The following is a 15,182-nucleotide window of genomic DNA, read 5'->3' as shown; positions in this document are numbered from 1 at the left end:
CGCAACCGTTCCACCCGTGCCGGTGGCATCCCACGGTACGGACTCGGGATACTTGGGCGTGCCGTCCGCGCCCGCTTTCCCGTCGGGGGCCGGTGCCCCGCCGGCTCCCCCCGTGCTCGTACATGCATCGTTCGTCTTCGCCTCGCCCGCCTTCGCGCCAGGCGCCCCGGTACCGGGAATTCCATTGACCGCCATCGGCGGCTGAAACCGCTCACGGATTATCGCCCCATCGCTTCCATCCTGACCTGTCCCCGCGGTAAACGATGTCCTCCTGAGCGCGACCGCACTATTCGCGATCACGCCAGCGACGCTAGAACCGCCGTTGACCGATGCATTCCGGGCGCTCACGTCGACGTCCGCAACCGTAATGGACCCAACATTGCGTATCCGTAGCGGTATCACGTCAGGAGCGGCGGTGATCCTCGCTCGCTTCCCATTGAAGCTCCAATCTCCACACGCCCATCCGCCGAAGATCCCGCCATTTGCCGGTATCGACCTGACGTCGACAGGGCCTTCATAGCGTCCTTCGCAGACGTAAATGCGCGGCTTTGCTCCTCGGATATCGAGCGCTCTGGCGATGCTCTTGACGGGCCGTGCCTTGGTTCCTGGCGCATTATCGTCGCCATTCGGCGAAACAAAGATCCCGACCCGATCGTCCACACACACCGGCGCTTCCTGCGGCTCCTTGCCCATGTCACACCCCTGCGGGAGGATAACCGCTGCATCGCGCCCCCCATCAAACGCCGACCCTCCATCGAACGTGGACCCTCCATCGAACGTGGAACCCCTATCGACGAGGTCGGAGCCACACGCATTGAAATCGCAGTCCCCCCCGTGCGGCGCGCAACTGCCGGCGAGGGCCGAGCTCCCCACAAGAAGCGTAACCAGACAAGAAATGTCCCGTACCATGGTGTACCCCCTCAAAAAGTCCGCGTCAGCGAAATCCCCGCCCCACCGCGATGGACCGCCGGAACCATCGCCGTACTTGGAGAGACCCTCTCCCTCGGAAAGAAAAACCAGGAGGCCGCCGCCCCGACCGCGGCCACGGCAGCCGTCCCCAGCGCGACATCCGAAATCGTCGCGCTTCGATTCTGCGATGACGTCATATCGCGCAACTCGGTGCACGACGGGCCCGCGGGGCACGCCCCCGGGTGCGAAGCGCTGAACTCCTCGCGCTCCGAATCTTTGCCGTTCGCCGCGAGGCCAAAGCCAATCCCGACGCCGAGCGCCACCGCCGAAACGCCCGCGAACGCGATGGTCATGACGGGCGGCGGCCACGCCATCTTCTCGCTTCCCACCGCGTTCGCCGGCGAGGGCCCGCCACCCGCGGACGTTCGCGCCGTCGACATCGACTCCGCGCCGCGTGAGCCCGTCGCCGGGCTCGGACGGAGATCGACCTCGACGGTCCGCGTCGCCTCGACGCGCACGGATCGCGCGGTGCTCGGATCTTGCCCGCGAATCGCCACCACATGTTCGCCCGGCACGACATCGACGACGCCATCCTCGCCGCGCTCCTGCACCCGCCGGTTGTCGACGGTCACGATGGCCTCCGGCGCCGCAAGGACCCGCAGATGTCCGACCCTGGCGCGCGATTGCTCCAGGTACGCCGGCAGCTTCGTCTTTACGAAGTCGACGTCGGCGTTTCGGTCCAGCGCGTACATTCGGAAGTGCTTGAGCGCTTCCACCGGCCGATCGAGCTCGAACTCCGCGATCGCGAGCCGGCGCAGTGCTTCGCCGGAGGGCCACGCTGCGAATGACTGTGCAAAAGAGATGGCCGCACCCTCCCGATCGCCGTTCTTGTACTGTTTGATGCCGGTCGCGAGGCTCTTCTGCGATTCGGCCATCGCCCGTGAATCGTCGGCGTACGCCGGTGTTGCGAACAACGACGCGGCGAGCGCCATGGAGAGGATGCAGCGTCCTAGCATCGGTCAACGCTCCTAAGGATCGTAAGGCTTCGGTTTGATCAGGTCGGGATCGCGGGCCGGTAGGTCCTCGCGCCGTTCGCGCCGGGGCACGGGCAGCGCAAGAGGTGCGGAGGCGGCGGCGGGTGGAGGCTTCGATGTGCCCGGTGACTCGAGCGTCGGTGTCGTGGGGTCCTCTTGCGACGAGGATGTTGGATCCGCGCTCCCAACTCCCTGAGCACGCGGCAGCGGTGCACTCGCGACGGGCGCGGGCGCCGCCTTCGCAACAATGGGCGATGCCGCCACCGGAGTTGGGCTCTCGCCCGGCGATCCCGCACCCAGCGCGCGCGCCACCGCGACCCCCAGGAGCACGAGCCCCGCGCCCAGGATGAATGCGCCCAGCCGGCGCCCGCGCGTTACGCGCCGCAGCGATGGATCGGTCTTCGTGGGGTCGAACCCCGTGCTGCCATTGGCACGATCCGAGGAAGGGGGCGGCGCAATCGGCGAATGCCCCACGATGTTCGGCTGTCGCGCATACGCGACCTGATCGTCCGCGATGGGCGGCGGTGTCCGATCATCCACCGACGGCGCACGCCGGCCATCCACGAATCCCAACGCAGTGCCCTCGGGCCTCGCAGGGTAATCGCTCCATGGTGTGAGTGACTCCGGTAGGCCAGGCCGAAACGGGTCACCTTCGACCCCGCCGCCGGAGCTGTCCGAGTTCGTCGTGTTCTTCGCCATGGCTCTCGCATCCGTTTATTACGCTGCTCGAGTTGGTGGCGCTACTCATTACGCGATATTTGTGTCGCTAGTTTGCAAAGGATGGTGGCGCTTAGCTCGGCTTTGGAGGTCAAAATATGTACTTAATTTATTCGCTTCCGGCGCACCCATTTCGACATGCGGCCACACGCCGCTCGTGACTTGCGTATTGCCGGTGCATGGACTTGGCGCACAGCGACAAGAGTCAAAACGGCTCGTGCTACCGCCATTTTCGACGCGGCCATTCGATTTCAATGAAGGATAATCCAACGAAATCGTGCTTCAGAAGGCGTCCCTCTCAGCCATATCGCGAGCGTGTCTATCTGCCATCGCAAGAGGACTCGAACGCGTGTTCCGCATCCTCGGCACCTTGGCACCTTGGCACCTTGGCACCTTGGCACCTTTCATTCGGTCAATGCGCGCCTGTTCGCGCCGCACGTATTTCAATTCAGACGGTAACGCCATTTGCGCGGGGCGCCCGCACCAATCCAGCCATCCACGTCACGGCGGGCGCACCCAAAACGAAATGCTCGTCCGACATCTGCAAATATTTGGTGTACTTAGCCCCCGAGTCTTCCGAACAACATATGCGCGCAAGCCGCATGGTACGCGGAGCGACATCACTGCTCGATTCGCGCGATGGCTCACCACAACCGCGCCGACTGCGTAAACGAGCAAAAATGCGACCAATGGCATCCCGTTTGCTGTTTCAGTACCGGGGCACAATCGTGACTTGACGCCCGGTGCGAGGACCGAAACCATGGTCGCATCTTCGCGAGCGCTCACCCATGACGACACGCGAGCTCCTCGAATTTCCATTTGCCCCCGGCACCGTGATCGATGGACGCCTCGTCGTGAAGGAGGGGGTCGAAGTCGGCGGCATGGGCCATGTGTTCTGCGTCTGGGACAGGGAAGGAGAGCGCGACTGCTGCTTGAAGACCATTCTCCCCGGCCTGCACCCGCGCTTCTGCCCCGCATTGGACCTCTGCGAGCTGATGCGGCGCGAACGGGTGACCGCCGCGACGCTCGCCGTCGACAACGACTTCGTTCCGCGGATTTTCCAGGGGGGCACAATCTGGGTTTCGGCCGAGGTCCAAGGCAAATGGCACGAGCTGGATCTGCCGTATTATTCGATGGAGCGCCTCCAGGGAACCACCTTCGAAAGGATCATCCGGCTCCAAAGGCAACAGCGCGAGCTCTTGCCGTGGAGAACGGTCGTCGACCTGTCCCTGCTTTGCGCGCGCGCGGTGCAAGCGGTGCACCGTAGGGGCTTCATTCATCGCGATATCAAGCCGAGCAACATCTTTTTGCACCAGCGTGAGGATGGATCCCGGCTCGTTAAATTGATCGATTGCGGCATTTCGGCGCGCGCTGGCGATAAACTGCTCCTCGGCACGGGAACGGCCCGGTTCGGATCACCCGAGAGCTTCGTCCCAGGCAACGCGGCGAATGAAGCCGGCGATAACTACGCGCTCGCCCTCGTCGTTTACGAGCTGGCGCTCTGGCGCGGCCCTTTCGTTGCCGCGGACCTCCGAGGTTACGCGTGCGCGCACCAATTCATAGCGCCGGCGGGCATCCGGCAAACGCCTACAGCCGAGTCGGCGGCCTCGCGCTTTCGTCCCGATGCACCCCCGGAGCTCGAGGACATCCTGCTTCGCGCGCTGAGCAAAAGCCCCGCGGACCGTCCGTCGACGGACGCGATCCTCGATGCGCTGGAAGGCATCCGCGAACGGTTGACGCGCGAAGGCGTCCCCCCCAACGCACATCACGATCGCCCTCCCGGCCACCTCGCCTTACAACCCGGCGAAACGGCCATTCCACACGCCTGGCGTAGAGTGAGCGCGTCGCTCCCCGCGGCGCCCTAAAACCGCGCCCGCCTCGCCGCCATCAGCCACGCCCGAACCTCCGCCGCGTTCGGAGGTTCCTCGGGCAGCGCGTTGGTGCCGTGCGCCGCATCCAGCGCACGAAAAAGCTCGTCGATCCGCGGCTGCCACGCATCGAGGAGCTCCGGATCGAGCGACACCCGCTCGCCGGCGCGTTGCGCTCGAGGAGCGCGGCCGCGTCGGCCAGTCCGTAGCGGTCCATCAGCCGCGTGAGATCGGCTTCGAGCTCGCCGGTCGCGATCAGATGGATGCCGGTAAGCGCCGTGCGCAGGACATACAACAGCTTTTTCGCGGTCGGCTCCTTCTGCGCGAAGCGAAGCTGATTTTGCGCGAACCCGCGGTAGTGACGATGCACGCGCCGGCTCAGCGAGCGGCTCACGATGGCCGCAGCTCCGCCAACGAGGAGACGCGTGCGCGACCTTGATGGCCATGAGGCGCTCGCGAAGCGGGCCCCTGGCCTCGAACACGGGGCTCCCCTCGCGCAGCCATCCGGTCGCGGTGGCGATCAGGCGAACGAGGTTGTACGCGTTCTTCGAGCGCACCTCGCGGGGCAGATCGAAGTTCGTCGAGCGGGCGCGCGCGAAACGGACGAGGGCCGAAAACTCATTGGCGTCGAGCAGCCCCTGATCGTGCAAGAGCGATAGAGCTGGTTGACGTACTCCTTGGCCGCATGGACCCCCGTCGGCCTCGGTCGGCATGGCGCACGTCGAGATCCGCGCCAAGCGCTTCGCCACCTCGTCCACGTCGCGGTTCGGATCGGCCCTCAACAATCGAGCACCACGGCGCGATGCTCCGCCCGCCGAAGCCCTTGTTCGAGCCGCCGGAGCTGCCCGAGCGCATACCTCCCGAAGGTGCCGTAAATCTCCACCGATGCGAACGCGTCGCGCTCCTCGAGCAGCCTTTGCCCGATGGGATCGCACGGACGCGCGCTCGGGACGAACCGCATCTCCAAGGTGTTTGGGGCGGCGCGGAGCGCTTGTCGGATGGCTTTGCCCGCGGCCCATTACGTCGCGCTCCATCGGCGCTCACGCGATCCTCGGCGACGCAACGAGCCCAATCGTCCGTGTGAACGGAAGCGCAAACACGCCACGGTGATCTTCGTCCGACGTTTCATCGGCGAGGCCCCACACGCGCGAGCCCACCGTCGCGTCGAGCATCACGCATGGACGCAGCGCTTCCCAGGCGTCTGCGCGGCGTTGCGCAACGAGCGCCTGCCCCACCCGGCGCGCCGAGAGCTCGGAGCGCGCATCGCGCACCACACCGATTCCCATGATCGCGACATCGATCACGTCGCCCTCGAATCGCGCCACGCGCCCCACCGTACCTTGCGGCACACGCTTTTCACCGAGCGGGCGCTCCACCCGCGTCACCACCTCCGTCCCGTGCGGAAGCTGCACTGTGCGCGCATCCAAATGTTCGAGGGAGCGGAGCCTTCGATCCATCGGGCGCCATGCTACAACCAAGAACCATGGCGAACGAGTTGAACCACATCATCGTCCACTGTCACGACCGCCATGCCACCGCCCGCTTCCTCAGCGAGCTGCTTGGCGCCGAACCCCCTCTGGACTGGGGTCCCTTTACGCAGGTGACGAGCTCCAATCGCGTCGGCATCGACTTCGCCAGCGGGATGATCCCTCCCGCCGCGATCAATATGTCGCACCTGGCGTTCCTCGTCACCGACGCGGAGTTCGATGCTATTTTCGCACGCATCTCCGAGCGCTCCCTCCGCTATTGGGCCGACCCGATGATGCGCCACGAGGGCAAAATCAACCACAACTACGGCGGCCGCGGAGTTTACTTGCTCGACCCGGGCAAGACCGTCTCCATCGAGTTCATCACGCGCCCGTACGGCGCCGCGCCTTAGCTCGGGCGCTTCGTACAGGCCCGGATCGTTCGGAGTTTACCCTGCTCGATCCGAACACGACGTCTCCATCGAATTCATCACGCGCCCGTACGGCGCCGCGCCTTGGCTTGGGCGCTCCGCGCAGGCCCGAATCGTTCGGAGTTTACCTGCTCGATCCGAACAAGACGTCTCCATCGAATTCACCACGCGCCCATACGGCGCCGCGCCTTAGCTCGGGCGCTCCGCGCAGGCCCGGATCGTTCGGAGTTTACCTGCTCGATCCGAACACGACGTCTCCATCGAATTCATCACGCGCCCGTACGGCGCCGCTCCTTAGCTCGGGCGCTTCGTAGGCCCGGATCGTTCGGAGTTTACCTGCTCGATCCGAACACGACGTCTCCATCGAATTCACCACGCGCCCATACGGCGCCGCGCCTTAGCTCGGGCGCTCCGCGCAGGCCGGATCGTTCGGAAGACCGTGTCGCCTCTTGTGCGTGGTTTCGTCGACCACGCCCTCGACGACCCGTCGCAACGACACCGCGTGACGTCCGACATCCCGTCGAGGCGTTCAGCATCTGGCGCGATTTCTTTCGAATGGAGCGGCACGGCGGTGTGAAATTACCTCTGGTCGAATTGAGATTCCGCCAGCAATGTTGAGTCGTCTCGACGTTCCTCGCACGGAGCGCCCGTCTTTTCATTTACCGTGGGGAGCCGCCATGCATCGTCGTGAAGGCGACATCGTCGTCGTGAAGTGGAAAATGGTTGGCTTCGAATCGATGCCAAAGCGCGGCACCCCCGGAATGACGAGATGTGGAAAGTGTCGCCACGGCGGACGAGGTGATGTTTATTCGGCCCATCGCCGCGGACGCCGACCGTGGCCGCGGGGCGATGCGGTCGATTGGAATGGCCTGAAGCTCTGAATGCCGAGCGGCACTTTGGGGAATACGTCGAAAGGTCTTATCCCATGGACACCGAAAGCTCCCGCTCCGATTCGCCCTGGCACGTAATCAAATCCAAATCGTTTCGATCGAGGCTCATCCTCGGCATCGAACTATACGAATCGGCGTCCCCAATTGGCGACGCCGTGACAGCCATCGGCTGTGCCGTATTCATGCTCACGTTCAATCGCGCGCACCGCCGCATCGTGCTCTCGCCGGACGGGACGCCCCTGGCTTGGCGCATGGCGTCGCCCGTGGGGAGCGCCCGCGGGATCGAGGACGAGCGGGCCATGCAGAGAGCCATCGACCGTGCGAACGTCCCGGTCATCGTCGAGCGCCGGATTCACGCGATGACCCACCCGGTGCAAGCCATGCAAACGGGCGCCGACGCGGTGCTCGTCGACCCCGCCGTGGTGCGCGCGTCCGACCCGGTGCCGCGCGCCGCGGGCGGGGAGGTTCGGGTCGAGCCATGATGGCGCATGCATCCCGCGCGACCGGAGGCCGCGCTTCGCCCGAGAGCGTGCTCGTCGCCTTCGCCGGGGGCGCGATTGGGATCATCTTTGGCTACGATCTCGGCAGCGTGGCGGGGGCGCTTCCGAGCATCGTGCGCGAGTTCGGCTTGTCGGAGCTCGAGGCGGGGTGGGTCAACGGGGTCATCGTCTCGAGCCAAATCCCCGGCGCGCTGGCGGCCGGCAAACTGAACGACACCCTGGGCCGGCGATGGACGATGATCGCCATCGCCGCCAGCTACGCCGTCGTCGCGCTCCTGCAGGCGATCTCCCCGAACGTCGTCATGCTCGACGTCGTCCGCCTCGTGCTCGGCGCCACCATCGGCGTCTCCATGGTCTCGGCGCCGCTCTTCGTCGCCGAGATCTCGCCGGCCCGCCTGCGCGGCCGCTTCGTCGCGCTTTATCAAGTCGCGACCGTGGGCGGCATCTTCATCACCTACCTGGTGAACTATTTCTTATCCTTCGGCGATCATTGGCGGATCATGCTCGGATTGGCGGCTATCCCCGCCATCATCGTCTTGGGCTGCTTGATGGTCCTGCCCGAGAGCCCCCGCTGGTTGATCCTGAATGGCCACCTCGACGAGGCGAAGCGCGTCCTCACGCGCACGGATCCGGAGGCGGATCTCGAGCTGCAAATCGCCGAGATCGAGCGCGAGGCGTGCATCGAGACGGGCAGGGGGCTCGCCGACATGGTGCGCCCGGCCTACCGCCGCGCCACCGTCTTCGTCGTATGCCTCGGCGTCTTCGCCCAGATCACCGGCATCAACGCGATTACTTATTATAGCCCCATCATCTTCACCGAATTGGGCTTTCGCGCGCCCGGGCAATCGCTCGCCCTGCCGTCCATCGTCCAGTTCTGCGCGGTGCTGGCCACGATCGCGTCGCTCTCCATCGTCGATCGCCTCGGACGGCGGATCACGCTCTTGTCCGGGCTCGCCTTCATGGCCGCCGGCGCCCTGGTCCTTTCGCTGGTGTTCGGGCTCGGCGGCGGCTCGCGCGGCGCGGGCTCCTGGACCGGCTTCGCCGCCGTCCTCGTTTTTACCTGCGCCTTCAACGGCGGCTTTGGCTCCGTGGTGTGGGTCTACTCGTCCGAAGCGTTCCCCGTGCGGCTGCGCGCCATCGGCGCCTCGGTCATGTTGGTGAGCGCGCTGCTCGCGAACCTGGTGGTGGCGGACGCCTTCCTCTGGGCGGCCAGCGCGCTGGGCATGGCGTTCGTCTTCGCCTTCTTCACGGCCATGGCGCTGGTCGCCCTCACCTTCATCGCCCTGCGCGCCCCCGAAACGTCGGGCCGCTCCCTCGAAGAGATCCGAACGTCGTGGCAGGTCAACGGCTGATCGCAGGGTCTCAGCGCGAGCCCTTGCGCGTCGACAGCGCACGCGTGCGCGCCGCCCGGTACGTCTCGGCGTCGACGTCGGCATCGGGATCCGTCCACGCCGAGAGCGCGGGGAAGACGAAATCGTCCCACGCGGCGCCCAGGCGCAGCGCGAGAAAATCGCGGTACAGCGCCTCGAGGATCTCTTCCACCTCGCGCGTCAGCCGCATGCGCTCGTAGAACGACTCGTGCGATTCGTCGCTCTCGGCGATCTCCTCTTGCTCGCGCGACGTCTTGCGTTTGCGCGGCGCGCGGGGCACGGGGATGGCCGGATCGGCCCCGTCTTCGCCCTCTTTGCCGAGCACCGTGGGCAGCGAGAGCCCCGAGAGCGCCATCTGCTCCGCCTTGAACACCAGCGCGGCCTGGTGCTCGTGCCACGAGATGTGCAGCCCCGCCGCGTCGGGCATCTTCCCTCGAAGCAGCGCCTCTTTGGCCTCGCGCGTGCCGGCCGGGTAGCTGCCCTTGATGCGCGTCGTCTCCGTCTTGCCGGCGGAGAACGTGATCTGCCGCTCGATCCAGAGCCCGAACTCGCCGTGCTCCTTGGTGGCCAAGGTGCCCTCGAACAGCTCCGACTCGAACCATAGCCACAGCAAAAAATCGCGCCCGACGAAGCGCCGCTTCTCGATGCGGTCGACCAACTGCATTCCCGTGCTCATGCGCTCACCCGTTCCAGCTCGCCGTCCTCGTCTCGCTCGTCCTCATCGCGCCCCGCCGGTCTCGCCAGCCCGCTCGGGCCCTTTTCCCCATGGGCGGAGCCTTCCTCGAGGCTCGTCATCGCCAGTGCCTGCCACTGGGCCTCTTGCGCCTTCGACAAACCCAGGCGCGCCGCCAGCGTGTACGGCGACTCCGGCACCAGCTTCAGCCCGAAGGTCCGGTAAAAGAGCTCGCTCATCAACCCCGCCGTCTTTGGCGCGTGCGTGAAGAAGCGCACGATCCCATCGACCGTGGACCACGAGAGATCCGCCATGCGCATGGTGGGCGAGATCTGCCGCCGCAGCTTGCGCGAGATGAGCTCCTTCAGCTCGTTGCGCTCCTTGCGCGAGATCCGCTCGCGCCCCTTCTTGGCCAGGTAGGTGGCCTCCGCCTCGCGCATCTTGGACCGCAGCATCGGTCCCGGCACCACCCAGCGATCCGTGCGAAATCCCAGGTTGATGTATTCATTGTAGAATACATCTTCATAGTGGAGATCCGTCTCGAACGCCTCTCCGATGCGGCACCACCCCGAGCGCTCCAAGTCGTCTTCGTCCGGCTCGAGCGGCTTCATCGACCGCAGGCGGATGGTGCGCATGAAGCGCTCGCGAAAGTCGTCCGGGAGCTCTCCGTCGACGAAGAAGCGAGCGTAGGTGAGCGATCCTTTGAGTGCAGACATGGGCCCGAGCGTCTCTAATACGGCGCGCACGAAGTTCCTACTGGATCGATCATGCCGTTCATGGCAGGGCGCCAAAAAAGCGCGAGAACCCGCGCGAACGGCACCCCGCGGCGCGCTCCGACGCGTCCTACGGCGCACGGCTCGCCCGCCGCAAACGCAAAAAAGGCGGGATCGCGCGCGCACCCGCGACCCCGCCCCGGCGACCGAACCCCGGCTTCGGTCTACAAACCCGCCACCAAGAGCTGACGCTCGGTCACCCTGCGCAGCAGCGCCGGATCGGACATGGCGTGATCGTAGAACGTGAAAAAGTCGTTCCTCTGGAGCGTCCTTTGCGAATTGTCCAGATAAACCATATGCCCCGACGTGTAAAACGCGTAGGAAATATTCTTACGCAGGTCCGGCGTGATCGGCATACCGGCCAAGTCGAGCTCCGCCTGGTAGAAGGGGGTGGCCACATCGTAGTAGCCGTTCACCGAGAACACCTTCATGTCCGGATTCTTCTTCATCGTCTCCGCCAGATCGACGGTGACGTCGGGATCGGTGGAGCCGTTGTGCGACCAGTTCCAGTAGCTGATCGCGTTGGACATGGCGCGGAACGGAGAGCTCGTCCCGTACTTCAAGTCATCCTTCAAATACGGAGGAAACATCAGCGGCGTGTTGCTGTTGGCCGCGTCCGACGGATCCCCGCTGCTGCCCACCACGCGCGAGTCGAGCCTTCCCACCACTCTTCCGGAGATCAACGTCGAGCGGAAGTTGCTGATCTCGAACCGCCCGTCGTACCACCGCTGCGAGGCGATGCCGGTCATGTCCTGGAGATCGGCGCAGATGGTGCGGCGCTCGCTGTCCGGCAAGGTGCCATTTCGCAGCTTGATGTATGCCGGCTGGAACGTTTGGGACGTGTACGTCCGCAGGAACGCCACGTAGTCGCGGATGTTCATCGACTTGTAAGGCTCGGCCGCCTTTTGGTGGTACCACGCCGTAGCGCCGTAAGTCGGCAAGAGCCCGTCGATGTTCCCCGACGTGCCGTAGTCGAGAATCGACGAGTGCAACGTGATTCCGTTCAGGTGGACCCCCATGTTCTGGAGGATCAACGAGAGCGCCCCCGAGCGGAGCGTCCCGTAGGATTCGCCGAGTAGGAACTTGGGAGAGCTCCTGCGGCCGTTGACCGTCAAATACCGATCGATGAACTGGGCGAAGACGTTCGCGTCGGCGTCCACACCCCAGAAGGTCCGATTGGTGTTGGGCGCGATGGCCTCCGAGTAGGCGGTGCCCACCGCGTTCACGAACACCAAATCCGTCTTTGCCAGGATCGACTCGGGATTGTCGATCATTCGATTTTGGCTCGGTGCCGGCGTCGGCTGAGGGAAGTTCGTCAAGTTGCGTTTGGGGCCGAAGGAGCTCATGAGCAGCCACACGGTGCTGGAGCCCGGCCCCCCGTTGTAGACGAAGGTGACGGGGCGCGCGGGATCGGGCTTTCCGTCCGGCCCGTCGGCCGTGTAGCCGATATAAAAGAACGACGCATCCGCCTTGTTGGTCCTGCGATTGAACGCCGTCAAGTGGCCGGTGGTGGCCGTGTAGGCTTGCGTCCGGCCGTCCACTTGCCACGTGCGATGCGTGACGGCGGCCGCCTCCACGCTCCGACTCAAGCTGGCGGTGGGGCTGTCGCTGTATTGAAGAGGATCGTTGTAGGGGACGTCGGCGAGGTCGAGCGCGCCCTCGTTCTGGGCGATTTCGCCCGCCGGCAGCGATGATTCCTCGAGCGCCGCGTCTTGCTCCGGCTCGGCACAGCCGATGAGCGCATACGCGGCGAGAAAGGGAAGGGTCGTCCACTTCAGGGAGGACGCGATGGCACGCGAATTCTTCTCGATGGCAGCTTTTGCAGTTTCTGCTTTTTCCGCTTTTACCGTGAAACGCATGATTCACCCGCTTTCTAGTTGTCCCAAGCTTCGCGCCTGGGCTGCGATTGGCTGCGCGCGGCAGCTGGTGATGCGCCCGTAGCTCTCGACCACGTCATGAGGAAGTCGACCGGGAAACGGCGTTGCAACTCGGCTCGTCGCAAGCAGGCATTCCGCAAGCGCACTCGCAGCGTGCCAATCCGCGCACGGCTGCAACTCCACCCATCCGGAACGACGCCGATACGGTTATCATCGTCTGCGCCGGCGGTGGCACTAATTTATGAGCCGAGCCTTATTGACGCAGCCCCATGACGCGACGTCTCGGATACTCGTGTCCACAATGTGGGGCGGCTCGGGGTCGTCGTTGCGCGCTTCGAGCCGTGCGCAGGCGTCATCGAACGACACGGTTCGGGTGATCGACGCGCGCCATCGTGGAAAGACGAAGCATCGATGCATGGCTTCATAAAATGCGCAGCTTCATAAATGAGTGGCGCCTCTGCGCGCGGCCGTGCAGGATCACCTGCTCGGATGCGCGATCCTTCGGTTTTCGTCCACTCGACCGCGCTCTGCGAGTCCGAAGACATCGGCGCCCGCACCCGCGTATTTGCCTTTGCGCACGTCATGCCGGGCGCCCGCGTGGGCACCGACTGCAAGCTTTACGACTTTTCGATCATCGACAAAGGTGCCGTCGTCGGCAATCGAGTCCTGGTGAAGGCCTACACCGTCATCTGCGAAGGTGTCACCATCGAGGACGACGTCTTCATCGGCCCCCACATCGCATTCACCAACGACCGCGTCCCCCGCGGCTCCGCCGACGACGGTTGGACCCTGACGCGCACCCTCGTACGGCGAGGCGCCTCGCTCGGGGCCAACGCGACCATCGTCTGCGGCGTCACCATCGGGGCGCACGCCATGGTCGCTGCCGGCAGCGTGGTCACGCGCGACGTGCCCGATCACGCCCTCGTCATGGGAAACCCGGCGCGCCAAAGAGCCTGGGTGTGCTTCTGCGGCTTTCGCCTCGCCTCCGGGCACCCCTGCGCCAAGTGCGGGCGCAGCCCCGCGCCGCCGCTCTCTTTGTAACGTGCGCGCTTTGTAACGTGCGCGCTTTGTACCGTGCGCGCTTTGTACCGTGCGCGCGCCTCGCGACGGCGATGCCCGCGTCCTCCTTCGCCGGGCCCGCCGTCACCTTCGCCTGCGTCGAGCAAGAAACGGAGTGCCGCGCGCGCCGCATGAATGCACGTTGCGTTCGATGAAACGAGACACCGCCGCATCCCCCGGTCCCTCCCATCCTCTCTCCGTGCTCGAACGATTCTTTGCCGCCGAAGTCGCCTACATGGTCGCAGGCGGCGTGGGCAACGCCAGCTTCGAGGGTATGGCCGCGTGCCTGGATCCCGAAGTGGAGCTGCACCAAGCCGAGGGCCTACCGTACCGGGGCACATGGCGTGGCCATCTCGGCATGGAGCGCTTCTTCGCCGCGTTCACGGAGACGTGGCAGTCCTTCGAAATCCTCCGGCAGGACTTCCTCGTCGACGGCGACCGTGTGGTCGTGGACAACCGGATCCGCGCCCGCGCGCGCGCCACCGGCAAGGAGTTGGAGTTCCCGATCCTGCAGATCGTCACCATGAAGGGCGACCGCATCGTCGAGGTCCGCCCCTTCTACTGGGACACGGCCGCCATCGCCGAGGCCTGCTCACCGCCGCGTTGATCCCCCTGCGGCGTGAATGTCAGCCCTCTCCGTAGTAATACTTCTCCTCGACGATCTTTCCGCCCCGGACGGTGTAGAGCGCAATCTCGGTGGTGACCACGCGCGACTTGCCCCGCGGCGTGACATCCATCTCGAAGCGGATCGCGAACTCGTCGCCGTTGATGAACGGCCCCTCGACCCGGAAGGCATGGACCTCGTGGTTCTCGGCCCACCACTTGCCTTTGGCTGCGACGGCTTCGCGGCCCTCGAGGCGCGCCATATCGCCCATCATGGGCGGCTCGATGCTGACCACGTCATCGGACCAGAACTCCTCGGCGGCCTCCTCCAGCTTGAGTGCACGACACAGCTCCGTGAATCGAATGGCGATATCCCGCGTATTCATGGACTTCCTCCGAACCTTCGTATGGAGACACCGCCCGTCCACCGCAAGGGATGCGCGACCGATTGGCGCACCCGGCGCTCCCCATGGCGCCCGGCGATTTCCTCGTCGACTCCGACGGTGGTCTCGGCGCCGAGCGCGCTGCCCATTCTCCCCGAGGCGGCACCGAAGCGGCGACCCGCGCGCTCGCCATCGTGCAGGAGCGGATCGGCACCGTGCAGAAGATGGCCGGCGCGGGTCCTCTCCTTGGAGTCGGCCACCATCGTCTCGGCGAGATCCCTCTACCTACGTGCGGCGTGACGATGGCCCCGACGCCGGCAATGGTGACGCGCACACGCCGTGGGATCGCGCAGCCCAACGCCCCGCGGATGCGATCGTCGCGCTCGCTGCAGAACGATTCGCGCCGATTTTGGCTGCGCGCATTGCCGGACGCGACCGTTAAAAGCACCTCGACGAAAAAAAGATCACCAAGGCCTTGCAAGGTCGGGGGGCCGCGGGTAGAAGTCGCCTCCCCGACGACGACGGGGCGCAAAAAAGAAGCAGAAATGTTTCTCGATGCGCGCGCACTCGAAGTAAAAGGCGCGACCCCACCGACTCGCACGTCGACGTGATGCGCACTGCATCCTTGT

The 15,182-nt window shown here is 65.2% G+C and carries 16 protein-coding genes; 6 read left to right on the top strand and 10 right to left on the bottom strand.

Annotation, left to right across the window (positions count from 1 at the left end; translation table 11 throughout):
* Nucleotides 1-920: 920 nt before the first annotated feature.
* Together LZC94_27945 and LZC94_27940 are read right to left on the bottom strand one after the other, a co-directional pair.
* On the bottom strand, nucleotides 921-1,925 hold the full coding sequence (locus LZC94_27945) for a hypothetical protein (protein ID WXB11679.1): 1,005 nt from the start codon (nucleotides 1,923-1,925) through the stop codon (nucleotides 921-923).
* Between the two features lie 12 nt (nucleotides 1,926-1,937).
* Nucleotides 1,938-2,642, bottom strand: coding sequence for a hypothetical protein (locus tag LZC94_27940; GenBank protein WXB11678.1), 705 nt, complete (start codon nucleotides 2,640-2,642; stop codon nucleotides 1,938-1,940).
* A gap of 806 nt (nucleotides 2,643-3,448) precedes the next feature.
* On the opposite strand from LZC94_27940, the gene LZC94_27935 reads away from it, so the two are divergent.
* Nucleotides 3,449-4,525, top strand: coding sequence for a serine/threonine protein kinase (locus LZC94_27935; GenBank protein WXB11677.1), 1,077 nt, complete (start codon nucleotides 3,449-3,451; stop codon nucleotides 4,523-4,525).
* A 22-nt stretch (nucleotides 4,526-4,547) separates the two neighbouring features.
* On the opposite strand, the gene LZC94_27930 is transcribed toward LZC94_27935, so the two are convergent.
* From LZC94_27930 to LZC94_27920, 3 genes are all read right to left on the bottom strand, one after another.
* Complete coding sequence (locus LZC94_27930; protein ID WXB11676.1) at nucleotides 4,548-4,922, bottom strand: nucleotidyltransferase domain-containing protein; 375 nt, start codon at nucleotides 4,920-4,922, stop codon at nucleotides 4,548-4,550.
* A 384-nt stretch (nucleotides 4,923-5,306) separates the two neighbouring features.
* Nucleotides 5,307-5,489 carry a hypothetical protein gene (locus tag LZC94_27925; GenBank protein ID WXB11675.1) on the bottom strand — a complete coding sequence of 61 codons (183 nt, stop codon included), beginning with the start codon at nucleotides 5,487-5,489 and terminating at the stop codon, nucleotides 5,307-5,309.
* Nucleotides 5,490-5,568: 79 nt separating this feature from the next.
* Nucleotides 5,569-5,985 carry a nucleotidyltransferase domain-containing protein gene (locus LZC94_27920; GenBank protein ID WXB11674.1) on the bottom strand — a complete coding sequence of 139 codons (417 nt, stop codon included), beginning with the start codon at nucleotides 5,983-5,985 and terminating at the stop codon, nucleotides 5,569-5,571.
* 26 nt (nucleotides 5,986-6,011) lie between these two features.
* Here LZC94_27920 and LZC94_27915 point away from each other — a divergent pair, with 26 nt between their 5' ends.
* The 3 genes from LZC94_27915 to LZC94_27905 all read left to right on the top strand — a co-directional run bounded on the left by LZC94_27915 (nucleotide 6,012) and on the right by LZC94_27905 (nucleotide 9,167).
* A complete protein-coding gene (locus LZC94_27915; protein ID WXB11673.1) occupies nucleotides 6,012-6,407 on the top strand; it encodes a VOC family protein in 396 nt (131 codons plus the stop codon).
* Nucleotides 6,408-7,497: 1,090 nt separating this feature from the next.
* Nucleotides 7,498-7,797, top strand: a complete 300-nt coding sequence (locus LZC94_27910; GenBank protein WXB11672.1) for a hypothetical protein — start codon at nucleotides 7,498-7,500, stop codon at nucleotides 7,795-7,797.
* A complete protein-coding gene (locus LZC94_27905; GenBank protein WXB11671.1) occupies nucleotides 7,794-9,167 on the top strand; it encodes a sugar porter family MFS transporter in 1,374 nt (457 codons plus the stop codon). Before LZC94_27910 ends, LZC94_27905 begins: the two co-directional genes overlap by 4 nt.
* Nucleotides 9,168-9,177: 10 nt before the next feature.
* Here LZC94_27905 and LZC94_27900 read toward each other — a convergent pair whose 3' ends face one another.
* From LZC94_27900 to LZC94_27890, 3 genes are all read right to left on the bottom strand, one after another.
* Complete coding sequence (locus LZC94_27900; GenBank protein WXB11670.1) at nucleotides 9,178-9,861, bottom strand: hypothetical protein; 684 nt, start codon at nucleotides 9,859-9,861, stop codon at nucleotides 9,178-9,180.
* Nucleotides 9,858-10,574 (bottom strand): hypothetical protein, encoded by a 717-nt coding sequence (locus LZC94_27895; protein WXB11669.1) that lies wholly within the window; start codon nucleotides 10,572-10,574, stop codon nucleotides 9,858-9,860. The genes LZC94_27900 and LZC94_27895 overlap by 4 nt, the downstream gene beginning before the upstream one ends.
* Before the next feature lie 221 nt (nucleotides 10,575-10,795).
* The gene (locus LZC94_27890; GenBank protein ID WXB11668.1) at nucleotides 10,796-12,490 is read right to left on the bottom strand and encodes a hypothetical protein; all 1,695 of its coding nucleotides are present in this window, start codon (nucleotides 12,488-12,490) and stop codon (nucleotides 10,796-10,798) included.
* Nucleotides 12,491-12,997: 507 nt separating this feature from the next.
* Here LZC94_27890 and LZC94_27885 point away from each other — a divergent pair.
* Entirely contained in the window at nucleotides 12,998-13,549 is a 552-nt protein-coding gene (locus tag LZC94_27885; protein WXB11667.1) for an N-acetyltransferase, read from the top strand.
* A 169-nt stretch (nucleotides 13,550-13,718) separates the two neighbouring features.
* Nucleotides 13,719-14,174, top strand: coding sequence for a nuclear transport factor 2 family protein (locus LZC94_27880; protein ID WXB11666.1), 456 nt, complete (start codon nucleotides 13,719-13,721; stop codon nucleotides 14,172-14,174).
* 19 nt (nucleotides 14,175-14,193) lie between these two features.
* Here LZC94_27880 and LZC94_27875 read toward each other — a convergent pair whose 3' ends face one another.
* Together LZC94_27875 and LZC94_27870 are read right to left on the bottom strand one after the other, a co-directional pair.
* Nucleotides 14,194-14,556, bottom strand: a complete 363-nt coding sequence (locus LZC94_27875; GenBank protein ID WXB11665.1) for a nuclear transport factor 2 family protein — start codon at nucleotides 14,554-14,556, stop codon at nucleotides 14,194-14,196.
* Nucleotides 14,553-14,816, bottom strand: a complete 264-nt coding sequence (locus LZC94_27870; GenBank protein ID WXB11664.1) for a hypothetical protein — start codon at nucleotides 14,814-14,816, stop codon at nucleotides 14,553-14,555. Before LZC94_27870 ends, LZC94_27875 begins: the two co-directional genes overlap by 4 nt.
* Nucleotides 14,817-15,182: the final 366 nt, after the last annotated feature.

The sequence above is a fragment of the Sorangiineae bacterium MSr11954 genome (assembly GCA_037157815.1).
GTDB classification, from domain to species: Bacteria; Myxococcota_A; Polyangia; order Polyangiales; family Polyangiaceae; genus Pendulispora; species Pendulispora albinea.
This window is presented reverse-complemented; position numbering and strand designations above follow the sequence as displayed.